We start from the raw sequence: 24,008 nt of genomic DNA on the forward strand, positions 1-24,008 counted from the left end.
CTTCCGCGTTTCCCGCGCCGAAAATGAAAACGCGCCGTGCGAGGCGGCGCGTCGTGCGTCATGTCGGCGCGCGGCCCCTGAACTGAAGCAATCAAGGGCGGCCGCGCGGCACCGGATGCGGTTCAATCGATCCCGTGAAACACCGCATCCTCCGGCCCGAGGTACGCCGGCGGGCGCCATGTCGCGTCGCGCATCGAGTGCTGGACGAGATTCTCGACGCCGAGCAGCACCGCGAAGATCGCCATCCGCACCGGAATGCCGTTGTCGGTCTGCCGGAAAATCGCGAGACGCGGGTCGCGGTTCAGGTCGACCGACAGGTCGTTCGCGCCGGGCCGGCTGTCGCGCGGCAGCGGGTGCATGATCAGCGTGTCGGGTTTGCAGACGGAATCGACGAGTGCCTGGTTGATCTGGAAATCCGGCGTGTAGCCTTCGAACGACTCGTCAGTGAAGCGCTCCTTCTGGATCCGCGTCGCGTAGACGACATCCGCGCCGCGCAGCCCGGCCGCGAGGTCGTTGGTCTGCTCGATCGCGTGGCCGTTCGTCGCGATCTGCTCGATGATGTACGCGGGCATTTCGAGCGTCGGCGGCGATACGAGCGTGAACTTCAGCCCGCGGTACAGCGCGAGCAGCTTGACGAGCGAATGCACGGTGCGACCGTATTTCAGGTCACCGACGAGCGCGATGTGCGCGCCGTCGACGATCTTGCCAAGTCGCGAGAATTCGCGCTGGATCGTATAGAGGTCGAGCAGCGCCTGGCTCGGGTGTTCGCCCGGGCCGTCGCCGCCGTTGATCACCGGCAGGTTGGTCGCGCGGGCGAATTCGGCAACCGAGCCTTTCTCCGGGTGGCGGATCACGAGCGCGTCGACATAGCCGGCCATCACGCGGCTCGTGTCGTAGATCGATTCGCCCTTGGCCATCGACGAGAACGTGAAGCCGGTCGTGTCGCATACCGAGCCGCCGAGCCGGCAGAAGGCCGCGCCGAACGACACGCGGGTGCGCGTGCTGGCTTCGAAGAACAGGTTGCCGAGCACGGCGCCTTCGAGCACGCGCGAAATCTTGTGGCGGCGCGCGATCGGCTGCATCACGTCGGCCACACGGAACAGCGCCTCGACCGAATCCCGCGAGAACTGGTCCACCGAGATCAGCTGCGGCTTGCCTTCGAACAGGAATTGCCTCGAGAGTCCTTGTTTATCTACGCTTTGCGTATAGTCGCCGCCGTCCGGGGCCGAGCGTTCGACGATTTCCGACACGAAGCGCTCGACGATCTCGGGCATTCCGCGCGATTCCTGCGAGTCATCGGGCAATAGCCACGTATCGAGCGCGCGACGGCTTACGCCGATGCGATTCGCGAACGCTTCGCGGGTCATGTTGAGGCGGCGCATCGCGTCGCGCAGGAAGGCTTGCTGGGGAACGGTCATCGGCAGCACCTGATGGAAAATGTACGCGGTGCGTATATTAGTTTGCGAGCGGGCGAAGTCAAGGAAAATCTGCGCGCTACCGCTGTGTGGCCCGCATGACAGCGGCTGGAGCGGCTACTGGCGTGCGGCGGCCGTCTCCGTATAATCAGGTCAGGCCCCGTGTCCTGCGCGGTGCAGGGCGCCATGCCGCATACGATTCGCCCGGTCGGGCTTGTTGATTCGAAGGAGAATGAGAATGACGCGTACGATTGCTGCAGTGCTGCTGGTGGTGACTGCCGCGCTTGCCGGTTGCAATACCGTTGCGGGCGTGGGGCAGGACATTTCGAAGGGTGGCCAGGCGATCAGCGACTCGGCTGAAAAGGCGAAGTAAGCCACCGGGTTCCGGAATGCAGAAGGCGCCGGGCCGTCCTGCGATTGCGGGGCGGCCCGGCGCCTTTTTTCATGGTTTGCGATGCGGGCGGACGCGGCGTCAGGCGCTTTCAACGAATGCGTAACGGCCGTCGACCTTGCGGGGCGTGAACCAGCCGAAGTCGGGGAACATCCGGTTGCGGACGAACCAGACGTAGCCCAGCAGGATGACCGTCACCCCGAGGCTCGGCAGCGCCGACGACGGATCGTGTGCGAGATCGGCGATGGTCTTCGGCAGTTGCAGCAGCGAAAGAGCGATGAACGCGTGATATGCGCCCACGCGATGGGTCGCGAAGCCCCAGATGAACAGCAGCGACAGCGGCACGGTCAGCGCGAGGAACAGCACCGCAAGGCCGTTGCCGAGCATGCCGGTGCTGCCGGAATCGCTGGCGGCGGCCGCGATGAGATAGCCGAGTGCGAGGCTGATCAGCAACTGCGCGATGCCGAGCCCGATCAGGATCCAGGTGTGCACCTTGTTCTTTCTGCACAGCTCGGGGTCGGGCCGCGACGCGATCAAGCGCGCGAGTACTTGATCCTTGAGGCCCTGTCCGGCCAGCTCGGCCAGCACGTCGGCCTTTCTTGCGCCCGCGGACAGCAGCGCCGCGATTCTCGTTCTGGCTTCCTTCTTGTTCATGGCGATGCGAATTATTGTTCGGTGGTTGTCAAATGGCACGGCCCCGCGAATATTGCATCTTGCGCGACGGTGCGCAACGGTTTTGCCGCGCGCGGACACATTCCTACAGTCGTCGCTCGGGCGGATCAATCGCTGGCGGTCGACGTGGATGCCGCCGGCCCCGTCGGCAACGTCGGCCGTGTGTCCGTTTCGCGTGGTGGCGGTTCACGTCGCCGCGTCGCGCCCACCAGCATCCCCGTGACGACGAGCGCGATGCCGAACAGCCGCGTGCCGCCGAGCGTCTCGCCGAACATCGCGACGGCGAACAGCACGGCAGAGACCGGCGCGACCGCCGTGAACAGCGCGGCTTCGGTGCCGCTCGTGCGGGCCGAGCCCGCATACCAGCAGAGATAGCCGAGCACGGTCGGGACCAGCGCGTAGTACACGATCGCCGATACCGCGCCGGCTGTCCAGCCAGTCGCCAGCGCGTGCCATTCGAACGCGGCCGGTACCAGCGCGAGCATGAAGCCGAGGCCCGACATCGCCGTCGACAGCGCGAGCGGCGGCAACGGCGTCGACAGTCGCCGGTTGAGCAGGATGAACACGGCTTCGCATGCGACGGCGGCCAGCACCAGCGCGTCGCCGGCGAGCGTCCGCAGCGACGGAAGGGCCTGGCCGGGCGCGAACGTGACGAACAGCACGCCGGCGGTGGCGAGCACGGCCGCGCCCCAGTCGCGCGGCGTCTGCCGCTCGCGCAGCACAAGTGCCGCGATCAGCGTCGACATCGCCGGCAACGTGCCGAGCATCACGCCGGCATCGATCGGCGACGACAGCTTCGTGCCGCTGATCAGCAACACGGTATAGCCAACCCCGCCCGCCGCGGCCTGGACGACCAGCAGGGCAGCGTCGCGTGCGCGGATACGCGGCCATCGCATCCGCTGCGCCCGCATCAGCGCGTACAGCAGCGGCGTTGCGATCAGGAAGCGCAGCGCGGTGGCCGCGAACGGCGGCAGGCCGCCGGCCGCGAGACGGCTCGCGACGACGGTGCTGCCGACGCCCGCCATCGCGGCGCCGAGATAGAGATAGCCGATCAGTCGTGTCTTCATGCGCCGCATCGTGCCGTGCGGTGGCGCGAGCGTCTTGAACGAAATTGCAGCGAGGCCGGCGAGGGGGAGGGCGCGGGGTGGGGTGCTGCGTCCACGGTCGCGGGGTGGGCGGTCACGCAGGCATCGGGCGCTGCCGCTGCGGAATGCTGCAGAATGGGAGCGATCCGCGCCGCGTCGTGCCGTGTCGCGCCGCGCCGCGCCGCGCGGTGCCGCAGCCAGCATCGCCCCGTAACCGTTCCGTAGGGACAAGCAAGCCCGTCAGCCGGCCTGCATGAATCGTCCCGGCGTGATGCCGAACTGGCGCGCGAATGCGCGCGTCAGGTGGCTCTGGTCGGCGAACCCGGCTTCGGCCGCGGCATCCGCGATCGGCCGGCCGCTTGCAAGCAGCGCACGAGCCAGTCGCGTGCGCGATTGCAGCAGATACGCGTGCGGCGTGATGCCGAGCTCGCGCGCGAACCCGCGCAGCAGCTGGAAGCGGCTCACGCCGCTCAGGCTGGCCAGTTCGGCAAGCAAAACGGGTGCGGCGGGCGCCCCATCGAGTCGCTCGCGGGCCATGCGGATCGCCGGCGCGACGCCGGCGGCCGGCAGCGCGCGGTTCGAATGCCGCGCGAGCAGCCCGGCGACGAGCGTCACGAGGGCCTCGTCGCGGGCGAGCGGCAGTGTTTCCCCCGCGACGATCCGCGCATGCAACCGGCCGAAGGCGGCGGCGAGCCGTGCGTCGCGCACGGCCGGATGCGTGAGCTCGACGCCCTCGAGGCCTTCTTCCGTCGCGACGCCCGCGACCAGCGCGGGCGCAAGGTACAGCATCCGCCAGCGCCGGCCCGTGCCCGCATCGATCGGCATCCCGTCGTGCATTTCGCCCGGATTGACCATGATCGCGTCGCCGGCCAGCGCGTCGACGTGCCCGCGGCCGCTCCACGACCGGTGCGCGCCGCTGACGATCACGCCGACCCCGAATTCGTCATGCGCGTGCCGCGGAAACGCGCGATCGGACTCGAGGCTGATCGCCTCGATTCCTTCGTCGGTCCGTCGGTAATGGGTGATGCGATGCATGTGCGCTCCTTGCGCCGGCAGCGGTGCGGATCACGTGCACTCTAGCGCGTTCCGGCGCCGCGCGCCCTTCATCCTTTTGGCCGATACCGCGCGGCGCGCGCAGCCCGCACCATGTGCACATCAGCAGCGTACATGGCCCGCCGGGCCTGAAGCTGCGCGGGAGACAGCAGGTGGAACGACAGGATCCGGTATTCATTCAGGTTGGCGCGCTCGCGGACGGTTTCGCGCCGGATGCACACGTCCTCGCACCCGTGAACGCACTCGCCGGGCGCTCGCTGGCCCTCGGCGACGCAGCCGGTGCATGGCGCGTCTATACGTTCGAGGCGGGTGCGCTTCAGTGGCGCCACGCGGCGACCGATACGGGCGGCCGCGCACCGTGCCGCGTGACGCGGTTGCGCGACGCGCTGTACTTCGTCGACTACATCGATCCGGCAGCACGCGCGACGTCGGTCAGCCTCGTGATCGACGTCGGCAACGGCGTGTGGACGTCGGTGATCGGCACGCTGCCGACCGAGGCCGACACGCATATCGACGCGTTCACGCGGGTCGCCCGCGGGCTGCCGCTGACGGGCGTCGACGCGGCGTTCCGGCACGGCACGCTCGGCGGCCACGCGCAGCCGGGCCCGCTGCACGGCCCCACGCGCGAACTGATCGGCAAGCGGACGATGTATCGCTACAGCCCGACCGAATGCTACGAGCACATCTACCTGAACGAAAACTTCTACGCATGGCAATGCCTGCAAGGCGTCGAAGGCGGGCTCGCCGACGTGGACCGCTGCCATTACTTCAGGATCGCCGATGAGCTGTATCTGTTCGTGTGGCGCGAGAAGGTGGTGCCGACGCTCGGCGTCGTGCTGATCGACCTCGCGCAACGCAAGACCGACGGCAAGATCTTCGGCTATCAGGGCGGCGATTTCGGCACGCTGTCGAACTTCCCGATCGGCGCGCATGCGCAGGTTCTGAACGAAACCGTGCATCCGCTCGGCGGCGAGGCGCAGCGATGAACGCCGTGCCGGGCAGCGGCCGCCTGCGTGCTGATTTCAGCGGACGCGTCGTGCTAGTCACGGGCGCCGCGCAGGGGATCGGTGCCGCGATCGCGCGTCGTTTCGCGCAATCCGGTGCGTTCGTCGCGCTCGCCGATCTCAATGTCGATGCGGCTGCCGCGCAGGCGGACGCGCTCGTCTGCGCGGGCGGCAAGGCGCGCGCGTATCGCGTCGACGCCGCGAGTCGCGATGAACTCTGCGCACTCGTCGCGGCGGTCGAACGCGATGGCGGCCGGCTCGACGTCGTCGTCCACAACGCCGCGTATTTTCCACGGACGCCGTTTGCGCAGATCGACGAGCCGACGCTCGCGCGGACGCTGTCTGTCAACCTGTCGGCGCTGTTCTGGCTCGCGCAGGCCGCGCTGCCGGCATTCGAGCGCGCGGGGGCGGGGCGGCTGCTCGTCACGTCGTCGGTGACGGGGCCACGCGTCGTCTATCCGGGGCTCGCGCACTACGCGGCGTCGAAGGCCGGCGTGAACGGCTTCATCCGCGCGGCGGCGCTCGAGCTCGCGCGCCGCAACGTGACGGTCAACGGCGTCGAGCCAGGGATGATCCGCACGCCGGCGGCCGGCAATCTCGGCGATGCGTCAGTCGCCGCGCAGATCGCGCGCGACATTCCGCTTGCGCGGATGGGCGAGCCGGAGGACATCGCGAACGCGATGCTGTTTCTCGCGTCGGCCGACGCGGCGTACATCACCGGGCAGACGATCGTCGTCGATGGCGGCGCGACGTTGCCCGAGAGCGGGGTCGTACTGGGGGACGCGTAACGCGAGCGTCGACGATGGCGCGATTGCGGCCGTCGCGCGGGCCGGCAGGCGCGGCGACGGTCGGCCTGCACATCGTCGCGTGTGCTGCGTTTACAGCCAGCCGTTGTGAATGAACTCGACGATCGAATACCGGCGAGGTTCGAGCGCGTGCTGCCGGACGGCCTCGACGATCCGCGACACGCCGTCGGCGTAAGGCGCCGCGCCGTACACGCGGGATTCGAACTGCAGGGTGCACGCGTCATCCTCGATGCGAATCCGGTGGAACGCATGGCGGCCGAGCTGATCGTCGGGGATCTGCAATGCGTCGCGCTGCTCGTTCGGGTCGCGTACCGAGCGGATCTCATTCGCTGGAATGCCGAGCGATTGACCGATGCCGACGGCGGTGCCGGGCACGGATGCCTTGCTGGCCTGGTGCGACTCCGTCACGCTGATGCGGCAGTCACGAAACAGGTGGCCGCTGGTTTCCAGCATGCTCATGAACTTGAGCATCAGGATGTTCGTATTCGGACAGAGCACGATGGGGAAGTCGTACGATCCGGTTTCGAGGTCGGAGCCGGTGGACAGCTCGACGAGCGGCGAACCGGTTGCCTGGCAGAATGCGATCGCGGCGGGCAATTCGCGGCCAGACCCGGCGTGCACGACGATCGATCGGGCGTCGCTACGTCGGGCGTCGCTACGTCGGGCGTCATCGCTACGTTGCACCTCGGTGCGCGCATGTTCGGACCAGGCCATCACGTGACAGGTTGACGGATCGAGCCGGTGCGAGCCGAGCAATTCGGTTGCCAGCTTGCCGGTGCCAACGACGATTACTTGCATGGGATAGACGGGTTGAGGTTCGGGTTTCGATACGGAAACGGCGCAGGCTGTTCAACGGGCCGGCGCGATCATGATCCATCGCGCGGCGCACCGTGATCGGGCATTATGCCGCCCGAGCGCGGCGCACGCATGCAGTGCCGGCGTGGCCGGTATCCACGCATGCGTCGTAGTGCCCCACGCATGCGTGAACGGCGCTACGCTGTCGACACGCCAGCCGGGCGCGTCCGCGTCGCGGCCGGCATTGCCCCCTAACTACGCATCATCAAACACCCCTGGACCCAAGGAGAGCACATCGATGGAACACGACCTGAAAGGCAAGGCAGTCGCGATCACCGGCGGATTCGGTCATCTCGGCGTCGCCACGGCCGCATGGCTCGGCCAACGCGGCGCCCGCGTCGCGCTGATCGGCCGGGGCGCGGCGCCGGACGCGCAGGCGTTGCCCGGCGTGCCGGCCGATGCGCTGCGCATCGGCGGCGTCGACCTCGTTGATCCGCCGGCGGCCGCGCGCGCGCTCGACACCGTGAATCGCGAATTCGGCCGGGTCGACGCGCTGCTGAACATCGCGGGTGCGTTCACATGGCAGACGATCGCCGACGGCGATGCAGCCACGTGGGACCGCATGTACGAACTGAACGTGAAGACGGCGCTGAACGCGTCGAAGGCCGCGCTGCCGTATCTGGTGGCGAGTCCGGCCGGCCGAATCGTCAACATCGGGGCCGGCGCGGCGTTCAAGGCCGGCGCGGGAATGGGCGCGTATGCGGCGGCGAAGGCGGGCGTCGCTCGGCTCACCGAGGCATTGGCGGCGGAGTTGCTCGATCGCGGCGTGACCGTGAACGCGCTGCTGCCGAGCATCATCGACACGCCGCCGAACCGCGCGGACATGCCCGACGCGGACTTCTCGCGCTGGGTCCGGCCCGAACAGCTCGCGGCGACGATCGGGTTTCTGCTGTCGACCGATGCGCAGGCGATCACGGGCGCATCGATTCCGGTGAGCGGGCGCGTGGCGTAGCGGGTGGCGCGCTATCGCGCCCGGGCACGACATCAACGCATGCGGAATCGCGCGCGCGGAATTTCCGCGATCGCCGCGATTTCGATCAGCAGTTCGGGGCGGTAGAGACGTTCGACCTGGACGGTCGTCGTCACCGGATAGGGTTCGGCGAAGAACGTCTCGCGGATGTCGCCGGCCTGCATGAACGCGTCGATATCGGTCGCGTAGTGAACCAGCGAGATCACATCCTGCATCTGCCCGCCCATCGCGGCGAGCACGTCGCGAATGTTGCCGAGCGTTTGCCGGACCTGCGCGCGCATGTCGGCGGCACCGACGACGTGTCCGTCCTTATCGAGTGCGACCTGTCCCTTCAGATGGACGATCCGGCCGTCGCCCTGGACCACGGCCATCGAGAACGCGCCGAACGGCGCCCAGAGTTCCGGCGGATTCACTGCTTCGGCCATGACGCGGCTCCTGTTGGTCGGTCGTCGACGCGCGAACGCATGGCCCCGCGCGGGCGGGGTGCCTGCATGTCGCAGTCCATCACCGTATACTGTTCGTTCAGCATCATGTGATCGAATGAAGACGTGACCAAGCCTGCCTCCGCGGATACGCCGGACGACGATCCGCGTCCCACCCCGCCCGAACAACCTGAACTGGAAGACTGCTGCAACAGCGGCTGCTCGCCGTGCGTTTTCGACCTGTACGACGAAGCGCTGGCGCGCTATCGCGTCGAACTGGCCGAATGGGAAGCGCGCCACGCGCCGCTCAAGCATCACGAGTAAGCCCGCCGCCGGCGAACGGTCGCGCATGCACCGATTCGGTGTCGCCGCTGGCGATGTGCGACGCGCCCGCCGCCGTCACGCGCCGGCCTGCGCCCGCCGATGCATCGGCCCCAGCGCGGCCGACAGCGCGACGCACACGAGCAGCACGACCGTCAGCGCCCACATCGCCGTCCTGAATCCCTGCACGTAGTCGAGCGCCCCCGGCTGCGCGCCGAGCCGCGCGAGGAACAACCCGCCGAGCGTCGCCGCACCGACGGCCGCGCCGATCTGCAGCATCGCGGTGACCATGCCAGAGGCGACCCCGGCGCGCGCCGGGTCGACTTCCGCGAGCACGATCCGCACGACCGACGGCAGCACGAGCCCTTGGCCGACGCCGATCGCCGCGATGCCCGCATAGAAGCCCGCGCCGGGCGCATGTTCGCCGGCCAGCGCGGCGGTGGTCGCGACGCCGGCCGCGAGCAGCGCGAAGCCGAGCGTGAGCACGCGATAGCCGCCGAACCGGGCGACGAGGCGCGGCATCAGCAACGGGCTGGCGAGAAAGCCGATGCCGAGCGGCAGGATCGCGAGCCCCGACGCGAGCGGCGACCAGTTCAGGCAGCCCTGCAGATAGATTCCGTAGCTCAGGAAGAACGCGCTCAGCATGTAGAACAGGAACGCGAGCGTGAGCCCGAGCGCGACGACCGGGTTGCGCAGCAGGCGCACGTCGAGCAGCGCATCGCGGCCGCCGGCGAGCCGGCGCACTTCGACCGCGAGCAGCGCGCCGAGCATCGGCAGCGCGCCAACGATGCACGCGACCATCCACAGCGGCCAGCCCGCCTCGCGCCCGTGCGTGAGCGGATAGACGAGCATCAGCAGGAACAGCGACAGCAGTACCGTGCCGGGCACGTCGATGCGCTGGCCGCGCGGCGGCCGGCTCTCGGGGATAAAGCGCCAGCTGCCGAGCAGCGCGAGGACGCCTATCGGCACATTCACCAGGAAGATCGCGCGCCAGCCGAGCCCGAACGGATGCAGGCTGATCAGTGCGCCGCCGCCGAGCTGGCCGATCACGGCCGCGAGGCCGAACACGAAACCGTAGAAGCCCATCACGCGCACCTGCTCCTGCGGGCTGAACACGCTGCGGATCGTCGCGAGCACCTGCGGCGCGAGAATCGCGGCGAACAGGCCCTGCAGCACGCGGCCGCCGACCAGCACCGCGCCGCTGCCGGCGAGCCCGCACAGCGCCGATGCGACGACGAAGCCGGCCATCCCGACCATGAACATCCGCTTGCGGCCGTACAGGTCGCCCAGCCGCCCGCCGGTGATCTGCACGACCGCGTTCGCGCACGCGTAGGCCGACACGACGAGCTGCAGCTCGGCCGGGCGCGCACCGATGCCGTCGCGGATGGCCGGCAGCGCGAGGTTCACGATGAAGTAGTCGAGCGGCGGCAGAATGGCGCCGATCAGCAGGACCACGAGCGCCCAGCCGTGATGGTTGCGCGGCGATGCCGCTGCGGCCGCCCCGGCCGGGGTGCAAGGGGCGAGGGTGTTATCGGTCATGAACGCAAGTCCGAAAAGAATGAGGGCCGCATGCTGAATCCGGTCGAAACGGGTGTTCAGACGCGCCGGTGAACCGATATTCTGGCCACCGCCAATGGTTCGGAAAAGCGGGAATTGGTGGTAGTATCCATCGCGTTATCCGATGGATGGAGAGGGCGATGCGCGGTTTCGATCTGGATCAGTTACGCACATTCGCGGCGGTGGCGGACGCCGGCAGCCTGACGGCGGCCGCGCCGCGGCTGCACCTGTCGCAGTCGACGGTCAGCGAGCAGGTGCGCAAACTCGAATCGCGCGCCGGCGTGCCGCTGTTCGTGCGCAGCAAGCGCGGCGTCGAGCCGACGCCAGCCGGCGCGCGCCTGCTGCAGCATGCACGGCGCATCGTCGCGCTGAACGAGGCCGCGTTCGACGAACTGCGCGGGCAGGCGATCAAGGGCGAGTTGCGCGTCGCGATCACCGACTACTACCGCACGCATGAAGTCGCGGGCCTGCTCGCGCGGCTGCGCGAGTGCTACCCGCAACTGAGCCTGCACGTGAGCGCGATGAAGAGCGCGGAGATCGAAGCCGCCCATGCGCGCGGGCAGATCGATCTCGGCGTCGTGATGAACCTGTCGAGCGGCCCGTTCCGGCCCGCGTCGGCCGATACGCGTTGGGTGCTGCGGCGCGAGCCGCTGTCGTGGGTCACGTCGCCGGCGCTCGCCGAACAGTTGCCCGAGCCGTTGCCGTTAGTGCTGCTGCCGGACGACTGCATGATGCATCAGATCGCGGTGCGCTCGCTCGACGAGCAGCACGCGCCGTACGTGCTCGTGCACAGCGCGTCGGGCGTCGCGGGATTGCAGTCGATGCTCGCGGCGGGGCTCGGTGTCGGCTGCCTGTGCGCGTCGGCGATCGGCGAGGGCCTCGTGCGGCTCGGCGGGAAATACCGGCTGCCGGCGCTCCCCGACGCGGTGTTCTCGCTGACGCCGCCGATGCCGGGCGAGCGCGAGACGGTCACGCAGGCGCGCGAGGTGCTGTCGCGGCAGTTGCTGATGTGAAGCGTGAAGCGGGCCGTGCGCGGCGGGTTTGAGCGGCCTAGTCGGCCGTCCCGTCGGCATACGCGCGCAGCCCGTTCGCCAGCGCATCGAACACGGCCCGGCAACGCGGGCTCGTGCGCAGATCCTCGTGCATGACCACCCAGGTTTCCAGTTTCATCGTGGGCCCGTCCGGCAGCACGCGCACGAGCCGCGCATCGCGTTTCGCGAGCCCGTTCTGGCAGAAACCGATCCCGTAGCCCGCGCGAATCATCGCGAGTTGCGCGAGATTGCTGTCGGTGCGCAGCGCGAACGCATCGCGCTTCCACGACGGCATCCCGCGCCCGGCCGAGCGGATGAACGGCGTGACCGTATCGAAACCGATCAGCGCGTGATGGGCGAGTTCGCCGGTGGTCGATGGTGTGCCGTTGCGCGCCAGGTAGTCGTCGCGTGCAAACAGCCCGATGTCGATCTCGCCGACGCGCCGCGCGACGAGCGCGTCCTGCGCGGGCGGTGCCATCCGCACCGCGATGTCGGCCTCCCGGTTCAGTACGTCCTGGATGCGGTCGGTCGGCACCAGCTCGATCACGAGGCCCGGATGGTCGCGCCGCAATTGCGCGAGCATCGGCGGCAGCACCTCGACCGCGATCACGTCGCTGGCCGAGATCCGCACGGTGCCGCGCACGCCCGCGCCGTGGCTCGCCGCTGCCCGCTCGAACGCGGCCGCCGCGCTGCGCAGCGCCTCGGCATGGCCGCGCAGCGCGAGCGCCGCGTCGGTCGGCAGCAGCCCCGATGGCGAGCGCGTGAACAGCGTCTGGCCGAATGCGGCCTCGAGCGCCGCGACGTGGCGGCCGGCCGTCGGCTGCGTGATGCCGAGCGCGCGCGCCGCGCCCGACAGCGAGCCTTCCGTCAGCACGGCGAGGAAGGTGCGGTAGCGTTCCCAGTTCAGATCGATGGTCATGCATAAATGTATAGCCGATCCATCGGGTTCGGCAATTCCATATTAGGTGGCCGAGCGCCAGAATGCGTGCTGTCAACGGTTCATACACGGAGAACGGCAATGACGGCGAACGCAGGCGTGACGCAACGACAGGCACTCGTGCTCGGCGCGAGCGGAGGCATCGGCGGCGAGGTCGCGTGTCAGTTGCGCGATGCCGGCTGGCAGGTGCGCGCGCTCAAGCGCGGGCTCGACGTCGCGACGGTGGAGCGCGACGGGATCGCATGGATGCGCGGCGATGCGCTCGACCGCGAGACGGTGGTCCGCGCGGCGCGCGGCTGCAGCGTGATCGTGCATGCGGTGAACCCGCCCGGCTACCGGAACTGGAGCGGGCAGGTGCTGCCGATGATCGACAACACGATCGCGGCGGCGACAGCGGCGCAGGCGACCGTCGTGCTGCCGGGGACTCTCTACAACTACGGTCCCGACGCGTTTCCGGTATTGCGCGAAGAGGCCCCGCAGCATCCGACGACGCGCAAGGGCGCGATCCGCGTCGAGCTGGAGCGGCGGTTGCAGGCGGCGACCGCGCAGGGCGTCCGCACGATCATCGTGCGGGCCGGCGATTTCTTCGGCGCGCACGCGGGCAACAACTGGTTCGGGCAGGGACTCGTCAAGGCGGGGCGGCCGGTTGCGGCCATCAGCGTGCCGGGCCGGCCGGGCGTCGGCCATCAATGGGCGTACGTGCCGGACGTCGCGCGCACGATGGTCGAGTTGATCGAGCGGCGCGACACGCTGGAGCCGTTCGCGCGCTTTCATCTCGGCGGTCACTGGGACGCGGACGGCACGCAGATGGCGCAGGCCGTGCGCCGCGTCGCGCAGCGGCACGGGATGCGGCCGACGGTGCGGCGTTTCCCGTGGTGGCTCGTGTGGGCGGCCGCGCCGTTCGTCACGACGATGCGCGAGATGATCGAGATGCGTTATCTGTGGCGCGAGCCGCTCCGGATGGACAACGCGCGGGTGACGGCGGTCCTCGGCCGCGAGCCGGTGACGCCGCTCGATACGGCGGTGGAGGCGGCGCTGACGGGGCTCGGGTGCTTGCGATGACGGTGGGCGGCGACGGCGAGTGGCAGGCCCGCATGCGGTTGATGCCTTTCATTGCCGGCGCACTCGCCACCCTTCGTCACGCCACGACCGGCAACGCCTCGACCGCATACCGGTGCCGCAGGCTGCGTCCGAGCACCGGATCGTGCAGTTCCATCTCGAACGCGTCACCGTCGCCCATCGCCGCGATCGTGCCGTGCACGGCGACGGTGCCACCAAACATCGCGCTGCGTGCAGGCATCGTGCGCCGGTCGTCGAAGCGCTGCCACAGCACCTCCGGCGCGAGCAGCGTGCTGAGCGCGCCATGCTGATACGCGACGCGTTTGCCGCCGGGCACGACCAGCCACGAACGCATTTCGATCGCGTCCCAGTGATCGGCGATGTCCGCATGGCGCCACGCATCGCGGCCGAGCGGCTTCGCGCATACCTGTTTCGACACCGCGACGCCGTAAGCCTCGACTTCCCGATCCGTATGATCGGAACCGACCGTCACCAGCGTGCCGGCCGGGCTGTCGATCAGCACGCACTCGATCTCGCCGCCCGAGCGCGCACCGAGCACGCCGATCGACGGCGCCTGCGTGAGCAGCGCGGACGTTACGCGATAGAAACACGGCGTGGTCGACGGTGGCGCGACGCCGAGCGCCGCGAGTTCGTCGATGTGCGCGCGGATCGCTTCCGGATCGCGGCCTGCCCAGCCGGCGATCACGACGCGTTCGATCTCGACGTCGACCTGTGCCGACACACCTTGCAGGGACATCACGTTGAACGACAGGGCTTGCATGCGGGTATCCGTTTGAAGTGCGAATGAATGAAGCGAATGAGGCGGTCGGGCGGGACGTTCAGTCCGCGAGCGGACGGTGGGCGGTCTCGCGCGCGGCGAGCAGCGCGATCGAGGTCACGACGAGCGCCGCGGTCACGTACAGCGACACGGCCGTGGTCGTGCCCGTCTGGCGGAACAGCGTCGCAATCACGAGCGGCGCGAAGCCGCCGCCGACGATGCCGGCGAGCGTGTACGCCAGTGACGAGCCCGCATAACGGACGCGCGTCGGGAACTGCTCGGTGACGAACGCGCCTTGCGGGCCGTACATCACCGCATGGATCACGAGGCCGATCGCGACGGCCGCGACGATCGCGCCCGGCCGCGCGGTGTCGAGCATCGTGAAGAACACGAACGCCCACACGATGCCGGCGATCGCGCCGGCGAGGTACACCGGACGGCGTCCGAAGCGGTCCGACAGCGCGCCGAAGAACGGCACCGCGAGCGCGTTGCAGGCCGTGCCGACCATCACTGCCGTCAGCGCGACGGGGCGCGACAGGTGCAGCACGGTCGTCACGTAGGTCAGCGTGAACACGACGATCAACGCATACAGCACGTCGGAGCCGATGCGCGAGCCGCCGGCGATCAGCAGGCGCCGCCAATGGCATTTCAGCACTTCGGCGACGGGCACTTCGGCGGTCGCGTGCGACTCGGCGAGCTGCTCGAATTGCGGCGTTTCGTCGACGCCGCGGCGCAGCCAGAAACCGAACACGACGAGCAGCGCGCTGGCCGCGAACGGCACGCGCCACCCCCACGACAGGAAGGTGTCGGACGTGGTGGACAGCGTCACGAGCGCGATGCAGCCGGTGCCGAGCAGCGTGCCGAACGACGGGCCCATCTGCGTCCAAGACGCGGACAGCCCACGTCGCTTCTGGTCGCCATGCTCGACCGACAGCAGCACCGCGCCGGCCCATTCGCCGCCGAGCGCGACGCCCTGCACGAAGCGCAGCGCGACGAGCAGGATCGGGCTCAGGATGCCCGCCTGCGCATAGGTCGGCAGCGCGCCCATCAGCGCGGTCGTGACCCCCATCAGCACGAGCGTGAGCATCAGCACCGCGCGGCGGCCGATGCGGTCGCCGAGGTTGCCGAACACGAATCCGCCGAGCGGGCGCGACACGTAGCCGACCGCATAGGTCGAGAACGCGAGGATCGTGCCGGCCAGCGGATCGACCGACGGAAAGAACAGATGGTTGAAGACGAGCGCGGCGAGCGTGTTGTAGATCGTGAAGTCGTACCACTCGAGCGACGTGCCGATCATGCTCGCGGACGCGAGTCGGCTGTTGCGGACACGGCGGGGCGCGTGGGCGGCGGGCTGGGCGAGAGTGCTCATGGTGTCGGGCATGTCGTGAAGGATGAGTGGGGACGCGCGGGGCCGATGCGCCGGCCGCGTGCGGATGACGGACGCCGCGGCCGGTGACGGAGCCGGCGTTCAGGCCGGCAGGGCGGCGGCCGGCTGCGTTTCCGTGTTTGCCACCGGCAGCGGCGCGGCGGCGCGCCACATCAGGTCGAAGGTGCGCACGTCGTCGTGACCTGCGATGGCGGCGGCGACCCGGCGCGTGGCTGTGGCGTCGCTGCCTTCGATCAGGACGAGCGCGTCGGCGGCCGGACGCGCGGCCGCATCGGCGCCGATCGGCGCGGACAGGTTCGGCGCGGTGCGGAACAGCCGTGCCGCATGGATGCCGGGTTCGCGCAGCGCCGCGTCGAAGCGCTCGCGCAGGTGCGGCACGTCGATGCGTTCGGGCGGCAGCACGAACAGCGCGAGATGCATGCCTTCGCCATCGCCGGCCTCGATCGTCAGGTCGCCGACCCGCCGCTGCGTGCCTGTCATGCGCTCGAAGTTCGCGAGCGACCATGCGGTCTGCTGCGTGAACGCGCGCCGATAAACGTCGCTCCGGAACACGTCGAGCGTGTCCGTCACGTACAGCGCGAGATACTTGCGCGGGCCGCCGTCGGTCGCGCGAAACCGCCGCGCATGCGTGAAGCCGGGAATCGCGACACGCTCCTGCATGTGCTCGCGGTCGTACCACGCGTTGAAATCGGCTTCGTGCGCGGGGTCGATATCCGTCCAGACGCAGAGCTGGCCGTGCGGAAGGGAAAGGCGGGTCATTGCGGGTTCCTCGTGACGGGGTGTGTCAGGAACCGCAGTGTCCCGAAGACGGGCCGCGCCCGTCCAACAAGAAAACAAATTCGCGGTGAACAGGTTTTCTTATGAGCGGCGCGGACGGCGTTTCGCCGCGGCGGCGGCGGGCTGCGCGGATTTCGGCGTGCGTTTTGCCGCCGCGGTTCCGGTCTTTGTCGCCGGCCGGGTAGCGGCCTTGGCGATGGAATCGGCTGCGGCCTTTGCCGATGCGACCGCCTTCGGCTGACTCGCTGCGGCCGGCATCGCGCGCGCGACTTCGCTCGCCAACTCCGCGATGCGCGCGGCGACCGGCAGGCCCTGCGTGCGATGCGACGCGACGAGTGGCAGCGCGGGGAATTCGGGTTCCACGTCGAGCAGTTCGAGCGCGCCTTCCTGCAGTTCGCGCCCGATGATCGCGGGCGGCAGCGCGGCCACGCCGAAACCGTCGGCGACGAGCCGGATCATCGCGGCGACCGACGTGATGCAGTTGATGCTGGCCGGCCGCTCGACGGCGGCGAACAGCCGCTCGATCGTCGCGTGCGGCCCCGAGTGGCGCGAGAAGCTGATGATCGGATACGCGGCAAGCCGCGCGACGTCGAGCCGTTCGCCGCCGAGCCCGAGACGCGGGCTCGCCGCCCAGCGCACCGGGAATTCGCACAGCGGCAGGTTCGTGAAGTCGGGGCCGGGCACCGGGTCGGTCTGCAGGATCAGGTCGACGCCGTCGGTGCTGAGCAGGCGGATCAGGTGCAGCGTCGTGTCGCTCGTGATCTCGACGTCGAGGCGCGGATAGCGCTCGCGCAATTGCGCCATCAGCGCCGGAAACCAGCTGTGCACGATCGACTCGATCACGCCGATCCGGATCAGGCCCGCGTCGCTCGCCGCGTCGATGTCGCGCCGCATCTCGCCGTCGAGCCGCACGATCCGCTCCGCGTACGCGAGCATGCGCCGGCCCGCGGGCGTGAGCGTGGCCGAGCGCGTGTTGCGGTCGAACAGCCGCACGTCGAACGCCTCTTCGAGCGACGCGATGCGGCTCGACACGGCCGCCTGCGTCGTGTGCAGTTTCTCGGCCGTGAGCCGGAAGTTCTCCAGCTTCGCGAGCCAGACGAAGGTTTCAAGAAACCGGATGTTCATCGAATTCCGAACGGTGAGGCGGTGCCGCACGAAGGCGGCGGGATCGGTCGATGTTAGCGGATTTCCGGGGCGGGAAACGAGCGGGGCGTGCGCGGGGCGTACGCGGGGCGTGCGCGGGGCCGGGCGCGGGCGAGGCCGTGCCAAACGACGTATGCGGCACGGGCACGTCGCGCTCGCATTCGGGAACGCATCGTGCGGACGCTTTGCCCCTCGAAGTCAAAGCTTGTCGAACGCGAGCGTCGGCACATCGACGACCATCGCGCCGCCGTCGGCGACGAGCGTCGCGCCCGTCACGAACGACGCGTCGGGCGATGCGAGGAATGCGCACACGGCCGCGATTTCGTCCGGATCGGCCGCGCGCCGCAGCGGCACGTCGGCGCTCACACGGGCATACGCGCCGTCGAGCGTGTCGCCATACGCGGACATCAGCGGCGCCATTTCCGCATCGGCCATCGGCGTGCGGACCCAGCCCGGGCACACCGCGTTTGCACGCACGCCGTGCGGCCCGTAGTCGCGTGCGAGCGAACGCGCGAGCCCGAGCAGCGCATGCTTGCCGACCGTATAGCCGCACACGCCCGGCCCAGCCGCGAGCGCGGCGATCGATGCGACCAGCACGATGCTGCCGCGCTGCGCGATCAGGTCGGGCAGGCACGCGCGTGCGCTGACGAATGCGGTGTCGAGATTCGCGTGCATCGCGTCGCGCCATTGCGCGTCGTCGGTTTCATCCGCGCGGCCGATGCCGTGGCCGCCCGCGCACGCGACGAGCGCGTCGACCGGGCCGAACCGTCCGGCGATCTCCGGCAGGAGGCGGGCCCACTCGGCCGTGCTCGCGGCGTCGCCGGCGAGGGCGAGGCCGCCCGTCTCGGCGGCGAGCGCGTCGAGCGGTGGCCGGCGTCGTCCGATCAACACGACGCGCTCGCCGCGGGCGGCGAAGCGGCGCGCGCACGCGGCGCCGATGCCGGTGCCTGCGCCGGTGATCGCGATCGTTCGGGGTTGCGGGTGCGTCATGTCATTCTCCGGAAGGATGTCGTTTCCGGTCACTTTAGGCGGCGTCGACGCACGCCGGTATCCGCCGAAAGGATGAACCTGCACCGGCCGCACGGCCGACGGTTGCGCGCGGCACACCGGGCCAGCCGCAGGATCCCGGCCATTTTGCAAAGGCTGACGATCGTCGGCGCCGAATCGCTCTATCCTCCGTATTTTTGCGATAAGTCGCAAAAGCCCGGCAAAATAGTACGGGCGTAGCGCGGGCGAGCCCGCGCACCGGCGCGCCGCGCTGGCCGATTCCGTCGTGCAAGCGGAACGGCCGGGGGCAACCGGCGTGAGCGTGCGCCAGATACGAATCCAGCGCGTCCGCCGATCGTGCGTGGTGCGGCGGCGGATCGCCCGGTTGCGCATCGCGGCCGGACCGTCGACAAGAGCAGGGAGGAGCCGGCAATGAGGCTGGACGACGAAACAGAAAGCGCGAACGTCGAGGATCGACGCGGTGGCGGCGGGTTCGGCGGGCGCGCGACGATCGGCATCGGCACGATCGTGGTGGCGCTGGCCGCATCGTATTTCTTCGGGATCGACCCGCGCGTCGTGCTCGAAGGCGCGTCGGCGCTGCAGGGCCGCCAGCAGCAGGCGCAGCCCGCACCCACGCAGCACCAGGGCGCGCCGGCGAACGATCCCGGCGCGGTGTTCACGCGCAAGGTGCTCGGCAACATCGAGCGCACGTGGACGGGCGTGTTCAACACCCAGTTGCATGCGCAGTACGAGGCGCCGAAGCTCGTGATGTTCACGAACTCGACGCCGACCGCATGCGGCACCGGCCAGACCGCGATGGGGCCGTTCTACTGTCCGGCCGACCACAAGGTGTATATCGATCTCGGTTTCTATGACGAATTGCGCAAGCGGTTCGGCGCGGGCGGCGATTTCGCGCAGGCCTACGTGATCGCGCATGAAGTCGGCCATCACGTGCAGAACCTGATCGGCATTTCCGACAAGGTCGATGCCGCGCGCCGCCGTTCGAGCCAGGCGCGCTCGAACGCGCTGTCGGTGCGGATGGAACTGCAGGCCGACTGCTTCGCCGGCGTATGGGCGAACAACGCGGAGCGCGCGAACCAGCGGCTGATGGAACCCGGCGATTTCGAGGAGGGGCTGAAGGCGGCGGCCGCGATCGGCGACGATCGGCTGCAGCAGCAAGGCCAGGGCTACGTCGTGCCGGAAAGCTTCACGCACGGCACGAGCGAACAGCGCATGTACTGGCTGCGGCGCGGGATGGAAGCCGGTGAAGTGAGCGCCTGCGACACGTTTGCCGCGAACGCGCACTGAAAGTCGGCGCGCGCCCCCCGTCGCGCGAGCGCATCGTCCCCCGGTCGAATCGGCTGAACCAGCCGAACCGGGACGATTTGCCGATTTGTGCTCACCGGCGCTTTTCGGCGCCGGTAGGCTGGCCCGAACTTCGACGCGTTCGGCCGCCGGCCGCTTCCATCATGCCGACCCCATCCGTTTCCGCCGACCACGAAGCCGCCGACTGGCAGCGCGCGCTGCGCGCGTGCGTCGCGGCGTTCGATGCATTCGCGAGCCCGTCCGCGATCGTGTTCTACCGGCTCGACCTGAACGGCGAGCCGGCCGATTTCGAGTTGTTCGGGATGCCGGAGTCGATGCATCGCACGTACCTCGCGCGTTACCGGATGCTCGATCCGCTGCATCCGTCGCGCTGTGCTGCGGGCGTGCGCGCGGTCGTTACACTCGCTTCCCAATTGCCTGACGAAAGACGCGCCGCGTCCGCATACTGGACTCGTTTCCTGCGGCGGCACGAAGTCGCCGATGTCGTCGAGATCTGGCTGCGCGACGACGCGGGCCGCACGGTCGGCGCGTTTTCGCTGCTGCGCTTCGGGAAAGGCGATGCGGAAGGCACCAGCACGGCGGGCCGGTTCGCGCCGGGCGAGGTCGACGCGCTGGCGCGGGTGCAGCCGGTCGCCGAAGCGGCGCTGGTGCCGCTGCTGCGTGCGCGGCGCGGGATCTGCCGGATCGACTGCGAGGAGCGGTTGACCTACCGCGAGGAGCAGATCGCACGCCTCGTGCGCGACGGTCGCTCGAACAAGGAGATCGCACGCGATCTCGCGCTCGGGCAGCCGACCATCAAGACGCACTTGATGCGCATGTACCGGAAGCTCGGCGTGTCGAACCGCACGGAGCTGGTCGGCGCGTTGTTCCTGTAATTTTGGAGGTATCCGGAATTTCGTGTGTGAGGCGGATTGAGTTTCAGACTCCAATGTTGAATCGTTCCGGGTAAAGCAGCGCAAACTGGGTCATCGCGCTCTTCCAATCGTGCCGGGAACCGGTCCACTTGGCTACGACGTTGCGCAGCGCTAGCCAGATCAGTTTGAGCGCGGCCTCGTCCGACGGGAAGTGGCCGCGCGCCTTGATGATCTTTCGAAGCTGCATGTGCAGCGACTCGATGGCGTTGGTCGTATATACAATTTTCCGGATATCGGGCGCGAAGGCATAGAACGGAATCACCTGATCCCAGGCTCGTCGCCAGAGGGCGGCAATCGGTGGGTATTTCGTACCCCACGGGCTCGTATCGAACGCATCCAGCGCCACGGCGGCCGCTTCGGCCGACGGTGCCCGATAGACTTCCTTGAGCGCCGCCGCGACGGATTTCCGGTCTTTCCAACTGGCGAAGTCCAGCGAGTTCCGGATCAGATGCACGATGCAGGTCTGGACCGTCGTTTCCGGGAACACCGTGTTGATTGCTTCCGGAAAGCCCTTCAGGCCGTCGACCACGGCAATCAGGATGTCCTGCACGCCACGCAGCTTCAGGTCGTTCACCACCCGCAGCCAGAACTTGGCCCCCTCGGTCTGCTCGATCCAGAGGCCCAGCACGTCACGTGTGCCGTCGCGGCGCACGCCCAGCGCCAAGTAGATCGCCTTGTTGCGGACCACGCCTTCGTCGCGGATCTTGACGCGCAAGGCGTCGAAGAACACCACCGGGTACATCGGCTCGAGCGGCCGCTGTTGCCACTCACGCACTTCGTCGATCACCGCGTCGGTGACGGTGCTGATGAAGTCCGGCGACACCTCAATGCCGTACATCTCCAGCAAGAAGCCCTGAATCTCCCGCACGCTCATGCCGCGTGCGTACATCGCGATGATCTTGTCGTCGAAGCCGGTGAAACGCCGTTCGCCCTTGGCGATCAGCACCGGGTCGAAGGTGCCTTCGCGGTCGCGCGGAATCTCGACGTCGAGCAGGTCGTCATCGGTCGCGATGCGCTTGCGGCTGGTGCCGTTGCGATGGTTCGTGCGGCCGCCCGGTTTGGCTTCACCCTTCTCGTAGCCAAGGTGGTGCGTCAACTCGCCACCCAGCGCGCGCTCGAAGATCGCCTTCTTGAGCGCAGCGAGCTGCTCGTTGATCGTTGCGCGGTCCAACGTCCCGGGCACCAGTTGCTTGATCAGTTCCGGGTCCAGGTTCAAGCCCTTGCCCGGCTCAATCGTCACTTCTTCCTTGCGTTTGCGTGGCATAAAGTGGCTCCTTGGCCATCAGTTTATGCCTCACACACAAAGGTTCGGATAGGCTCGTAATTTTGCGCCTCCGCCTCCGCCTCCGCCTCCGCCTTCCACCTTCCGCCTTCCGCCTTCCGCCTTCCGCCTTCACGCCTTCACGCCTTCACGCCTTCACGCCGCGCCATTCATCCGACGATAGCGCGCCATTCGCACGCAGCGCTTCCACGTTCCCGAGTCCCCCGCGTGTCGATCCCCCACGCGCTGCCAATTTGCGCTCACCGGGCGCGATCCCCCGTCGATACAGTGGTTCGACGCCCGCGTGCCCGCGCACGCGGCCCAGCCACGATAAACATCGAGAAGACGCCCATGAGCACCACGAACTTCGTCGCCGTCAGCGACACCGTGCGCACCTTTGTCGCACGCGACTTCGGCCTTTTCATCGACGGCGCGATGCAGCCCGCGCACTCGGCCGCGCGGCTCGACGTGTACGACCCGGCCACCGGCGAGCGGCTCGCGACGGTCGCGGATGCCGACGCGCACGACGTCGATCGCGCGGTCGCGAGCGCGAAACACGCGTTCGACACCCGCGTATGGAGCGGGCTGCGCCCGGCTGAGCGCGAGCGCATCCTGCTGAGGCTCGCCGACCTGATCGAAGCCGACGCCGAGACGCTCGCGCAGCTCGAAACGCTGAACCAGGGCAAGTCGATCCACGTGTCGCGCGCGATCGAGGTCGGCGCGAGCGTCGAATACGTGCGCTACATGGCCGGCTGGGCGACCAAGATCACCGGCCAGACGCTCGACGTGTCGATCCCGTTCCCGCCCGGCGCGCGCTATACGGCCTATACGCGCAAGGAGCCCGTCGGCGTGGTCGCCGCGATCGTGCCGTGGAATTTCCCGCTGATGATCGCGGTGTGGAAGCTGATTCCAGCGCTCGCGGCCGGCTGCACGATCGTGCTGAAGCCGTCGCCGGAAACGCCGCTCACCGCGCTGCGCCTCGCCGAACTCGCCCGCGAGGCCGGTGTGCCGCCCGGCGCGTTCAACGTCGTCACCGGCGGCCGCACATGCGGCGCCGCGCTGTCGAGCCACCCGTCGATCGCGAAAATCTCGTTCACCGGCTCGACCGCGACCGGCAAGCTGGTCGGCGCGGCGGCCGTGCAGAACATGACGCGCTTCTCGCTCGAACTCGGCGGCAAGAATCCGATCGTGATGCTCGACGACGTCGACGTCGCGCAGGCGCTCGACGGCGTCGCCGCCGGCGCGTTCTTCAACCAGGGGCAGGTGTGCGCGGCCGCGTCGCGCATCTACGTGCACCGCAGCAAGTTCGCGCAGCTCGCGGACGGCCTCGCCGGCGTCGCGCAGTCGATGAAGCTCGGCGCGGGCCTCGACACGACCGCGCAGATCAACCCGCTCGTCTCCGCGCACCATCGCGACAAGGTCGTCGCGCACATCGAAGGCGCGCGCCGCGCGGGCCTCACGTTCCTCGCGGGCGGCACGCCGGCCGACGATCTGCCCGGCTACTACGTGAAGCCGGCCGTGATCGCCGATCCGCATCCGGACAGCGCGATCGTGCGCGACGAGGTGTTCGGCCCGGTGATCGTCGTCGTGCCGTTCGACGACGCGGCCGACGCGGTGCGGCTCGCGAACGCGTCGCCGTACGGCCTCGCCGCGAGCATCTGGAGCAACGACCTGAAGCGCGTGATGAACCTCGTACCGCAGATCGAGGCCGGTACCGTGTGGGTGAACTGTCACATTCCGCTCGATCCGTCGATGCCGTTCGGCGGCTACAAGCAGTCGGGCATCGGCCGCGAGTTCGGCCAGTACGCGATCGAAGGCTTCACCGAAACCAAATCCGTCTGCATCGCGCACTGACGC

Annotated in this window: 24 protein-coding genes; 10 read left to right on the plus strand and 14 right to left on the minus strand. The window is 68.9% G+C overall.

Annotated features, from left to right (window positions below):
* Positions 1–122 precede the first annotated feature (122 nt).
* Entirely contained in the window at positions 123–1,418 is a 1,296-nt protein-coding gene (locus FFI87_RS21020) for an aspartate carbamoyltransferase (RefSeq protein ID WP_012366456.1), read from the minus strand.
* Positions 1,419–1,653: 235 nt separating this feature from the next.
* On the opposite strand from FFI87_RS21020, the gene FFI87_RS21025 reads away from it, so the two are divergent.
* Positions 1,654–1,788: an entericidin A/B family lipoprotein gene (locus tag FFI87_RS21025; protein WP_011659177.1), complete on the plus strand. Its 135-nt coding sequence runs from the start codon at positions 1,654–1,656 to the stop codon at positions 1,786–1,788.
* A gap of 99 nt (positions 1,789–1,887) precedes the next feature.
* Here the strand turns inward: FFI87_RS21025 and FFI87_RS21030 are convergent, their stop codons facing one another.
* The 3 genes from FFI87_RS21030 to FFI87_RS21040 all read right to left on the minus strand — a co-directional run bounded on the left by FFI87_RS21030 (position 1,888) and on the right by FFI87_RS21040 (position 4,598).
* Positions 1,888–2,460 carry a permease gene (locus FFI87_RS21030; protein ID WP_138849231.1) on the minus strand — a complete coding sequence of 191 codons (573 nt, stop codon included), beginning with the start codon at positions 2,458–2,460 and terminating at the stop codon, positions 1,888–1,890.
* A gap of 125 nt (positions 2,461–2,585) precedes the next feature.
* Positions 2,586–3,545 carry a DMT family transporter gene (locus tag FFI87_RS21035; protein ID WP_138849229.1) on the minus strand — a complete coding sequence of 320 codons (960 nt, stop codon included), beginning with the start codon at positions 3,543–3,545 and terminating at the stop codon, positions 2,586–2,588.
* 258 nt (positions 3,546–3,803) lie between these two features.
* Positions 3,804–4,598: an AraC family transcriptional regulator gene (locus FFI87_RS21040; protein WP_138849227.1), complete on the minus strand. Its 795-nt coding sequence runs from the start codon at positions 4,596–4,598 to the stop codon at positions 3,804–3,806.
* Positions 4,599–4,768: 170 nt separating this feature from the next.
* Here FFI87_RS21040 and FFI87_RS21045 point away from each other — a divergent pair, with 170 nt between their 5' ends.
* Both FFI87_RS21045 and FFI87_RS21050 read left to right on the plus strand, forming a co-directional pair.
* Positions 4,769–5,602: a molybdenum cofactor biosynthesis F family protein gene (locus FFI87_RS21045; protein ID WP_138849224.1), complete on the plus strand. Its 834-nt coding sequence runs from the start codon at positions 4,769–4,771 to the stop codon at positions 5,600–5,602.
* A complete protein-coding gene (locus FFI87_RS21050; RefSeq protein WP_138849222.1) occupies positions 5,599–6,408 on the plus strand; it encodes an SDR family oxidoreductase in 810 nt (269 codons plus the stop codon). The genes FFI87_RS21045 and FFI87_RS21050 overlap by 4 nt, the downstream gene beginning before the upstream one ends.
* A 90-nt stretch (positions 6,409–6,498) precedes the next feature.
* On the opposite strand, the gene FFI87_RS21055 is transcribed toward FFI87_RS21050, so the two are convergent.
* Complete coding sequence (locus FFI87_RS21055) at positions 6,499–7,224, minus strand: dihydrodipicolinate reductase C-terminal domain-containing protein (protein ID WP_138849220.1); 726 nt, start codon at positions 7,222–7,224, stop codon at positions 6,499–6,501.
* A gap of 295 nt (positions 7,225–7,519) precedes the next feature.
* Here FFI87_RS21055 and FFI87_RS21060 point away from each other — a divergent pair, with 295 nt between their 5' ends.
* Positions 7,520–8,233 (plus strand): SDR family NAD(P)-dependent oxidoreductase, encoded by a 714-nt coding sequence (locus FFI87_RS21060; protein WP_138849218.1) that lies wholly within the window; start codon positions 7,520–7,522, stop codon positions 8,231–8,233.
* Positions 8,234–8,265: 32 nt separating this feature from the next.
* On the opposite strand, the gene FFI87_RS21065 is transcribed toward FFI87_RS21060, so the two are convergent.
* Positions 8,266–8,676, minus strand: coding sequence for a RidA family protein (locus tag FFI87_RS21065; RefSeq protein ID WP_012366448.1), 411 nt, complete (start codon positions 8,674–8,676; stop codon positions 8,266–8,268).
* A gap of 123 nt (positions 8,677–8,799) precedes the next feature.
* Between FFI87_RS21065 and FFI87_RS21070 the strand changes: the two genes are divergently transcribed.
* Complete coding sequence (locus FFI87_RS21070; protein ID WP_041490075.1) at positions 8,800–8,997, plus strand: oxidoreductase-like domain-containing protein; 198 nt, start codon at positions 8,800–8,802, stop codon at positions 8,995–8,997.
* Between the two features lie 75 nt (positions 8,998–9,072).
* On the opposite strand, the gene FFI87_RS21075 is transcribed toward FFI87_RS21070, so the two are convergent.
* Positions 9,073–10,533, minus strand: a complete 1,461-nt coding sequence (locus tag FFI87_RS21075; protein WP_138849216.1) for an MFS transporter — start codon at positions 10,531–10,533, stop codon at positions 9,073–9,075.
* 158 nt (positions 10,534–10,691) lie between these two features.
* Here FFI87_RS21075 and FFI87_RS21080 point away from each other — a divergent pair, with 158 nt between their 5' ends.
* Positions 10,692–11,564, plus strand: coding sequence for a LysR family transcriptional regulator (locus tag FFI87_RS21080; RefSeq protein ID WP_138849214.1), 873 nt, complete (start codon positions 10,692–10,694; stop codon positions 11,562–11,564).
* Positions 11,565–11,601: 37 nt separating this feature from the next.
* On the opposite strand, the gene FFI87_RS21085 is transcribed toward FFI87_RS21080, so the two are convergent.
* The gene (locus tag FFI87_RS21085) at positions 11,602–12,501 is read right to left on the minus strand and encodes a LysR family transcriptional regulator (RefSeq protein ID WP_138849212.1); all 900 of its coding nucleotides are present in this window, start codon (positions 12,499–12,501) and stop codon (positions 11,602–11,604) included.
* Positions 12,502–12,600: 99 nt separating this feature from the next.
* Between FFI87_RS21085 and FFI87_RS21090 the strand changes: the two genes are divergently transcribed.
* Positions 12,601–13,581: an NAD-dependent epimerase/dehydratase family protein gene (locus FFI87_RS21090; protein WP_138849210.1), complete on the plus strand. Its 981-nt coding sequence runs from the start codon at positions 12,601–12,603 to the stop codon at positions 13,579–13,581.
* A 76-nt stretch (positions 13,582–13,657) separates the two neighbouring features.
* Here the strand turns inward: FFI87_RS21090 and FFI87_RS21095 are convergent, their stop codons facing one another.
* The 5 genes from FFI87_RS21095 to FFI87_RS21115 form a co-directional block, all read right to left on the minus strand.
* Positions 13,658–14,359: a DUF2848 domain-containing protein gene (locus FFI87_RS21095; RefSeq protein ID WP_138849208.1), complete on the minus strand. Its 702-nt coding sequence runs from the start codon at positions 14,357–14,359 to the stop codon at positions 13,658–13,660.
* 58 nt (positions 14,360–14,417) lie between these two features.
* A complete protein-coding gene (locus tag FFI87_RS21100; protein ID WP_012366442.1) occupies positions 14,418–15,737 on the minus strand; it encodes an MFS transporter in 1,320 nt (439 codons plus the stop codon).
* A gap of 87 nt (positions 15,738–15,824) precedes the next feature.
* Positions 15,825–16,502 carry a DUF4286 family protein gene (locus FFI87_RS21105; protein ID WP_138849206.1) on the minus strand — a complete coding sequence of 226 codons (678 nt, stop codon included), beginning with the start codon at positions 16,500–16,502 and terminating at the stop codon, positions 15,825–15,827.
* A gap of 99 nt (positions 16,503–16,601) precedes the next feature.
* Positions 16,602–17,645, minus strand: a complete 1,044-nt coding sequence (locus FFI87_RS21110) for a LysR family transcriptional regulator (RefSeq protein WP_138849204.1) — start codon at positions 17,643–17,645, stop codon at positions 16,602–16,604.
* A gap of 216 nt (positions 17,646–17,861) precedes the next feature.
* A complete protein-coding gene (locus tag FFI87_RS21115) occupies positions 17,862–18,653 on the minus strand; it encodes an SDR family NAD(P)-dependent oxidoreductase (RefSeq protein WP_138849202.1) in 792 nt (263 codons plus the stop codon).
* Between the two features lie 429 nt (positions 18,654–19,082).
* Here FFI87_RS21115 and FFI87_RS21120 point away from each other — a divergent pair, with 429 nt between their 5' ends.
* Together FFI87_RS21120 and FFI87_RS21125 are read left to right on the plus strand one after the other, a co-directional pair.
* Positions 19,083–19,958 (plus strand): neutral zinc metallopeptidase, encoded by an 876-nt coding sequence (locus FFI87_RS21120; RefSeq protein WP_138849200.1) that lies wholly within the window; start codon positions 19,083–19,085, stop codon positions 19,956–19,958.
* 161 nt (positions 19,959–20,119) lie between these two features.
* A complete protein-coding gene (locus tag FFI87_RS21125) occupies positions 20,120–20,851 on the plus strand; it encodes a helix-turn-helix transcriptional regulator (RefSeq protein WP_138849198.1) in 732 nt (243 codons plus the stop codon).
* A gap of 43 nt (positions 20,852–20,894) precedes the next feature.
* Here FFI87_RS21125 and FFI87_RS21130 read toward each other — a convergent pair whose 3' ends face one another.
* Positions 20,895–22,154: an IS256 family transposase gene (locus tag FFI87_RS21130; RefSeq protein ID WP_138848321.1), complete on the minus strand. Its 1,260-nt coding sequence runs from the start codon at positions 22,152–22,154 to the stop codon at positions 20,895–20,897.
* A 348-nt stretch (positions 22,155–22,502) separates the two neighbouring features.
* Between FFI87_RS21130 and FFI87_RS21140 the strand changes: the two genes are divergently transcribed.
* Complete coding sequence (locus FFI87_RS21140) at positions 22,503–24,005, plus strand: aldehyde dehydrogenase family protein (RefSeq protein WP_138849194.1); 1,503 nt, start codon at positions 22,503–22,505, stop codon at positions 24,003–24,005.
* Positions 24,006–24,008: the final 3 nt, after the last annotated feature.

This window comes from Burkholderia sp. KBS0801, assembly GCF_005937855.2.
Lineage (GTDB): Bacteria > Pseudomonadota > Gammaproteobacteria > Burkholderiales > Burkholderiaceae > Burkholderia > Burkholderia ambifaria.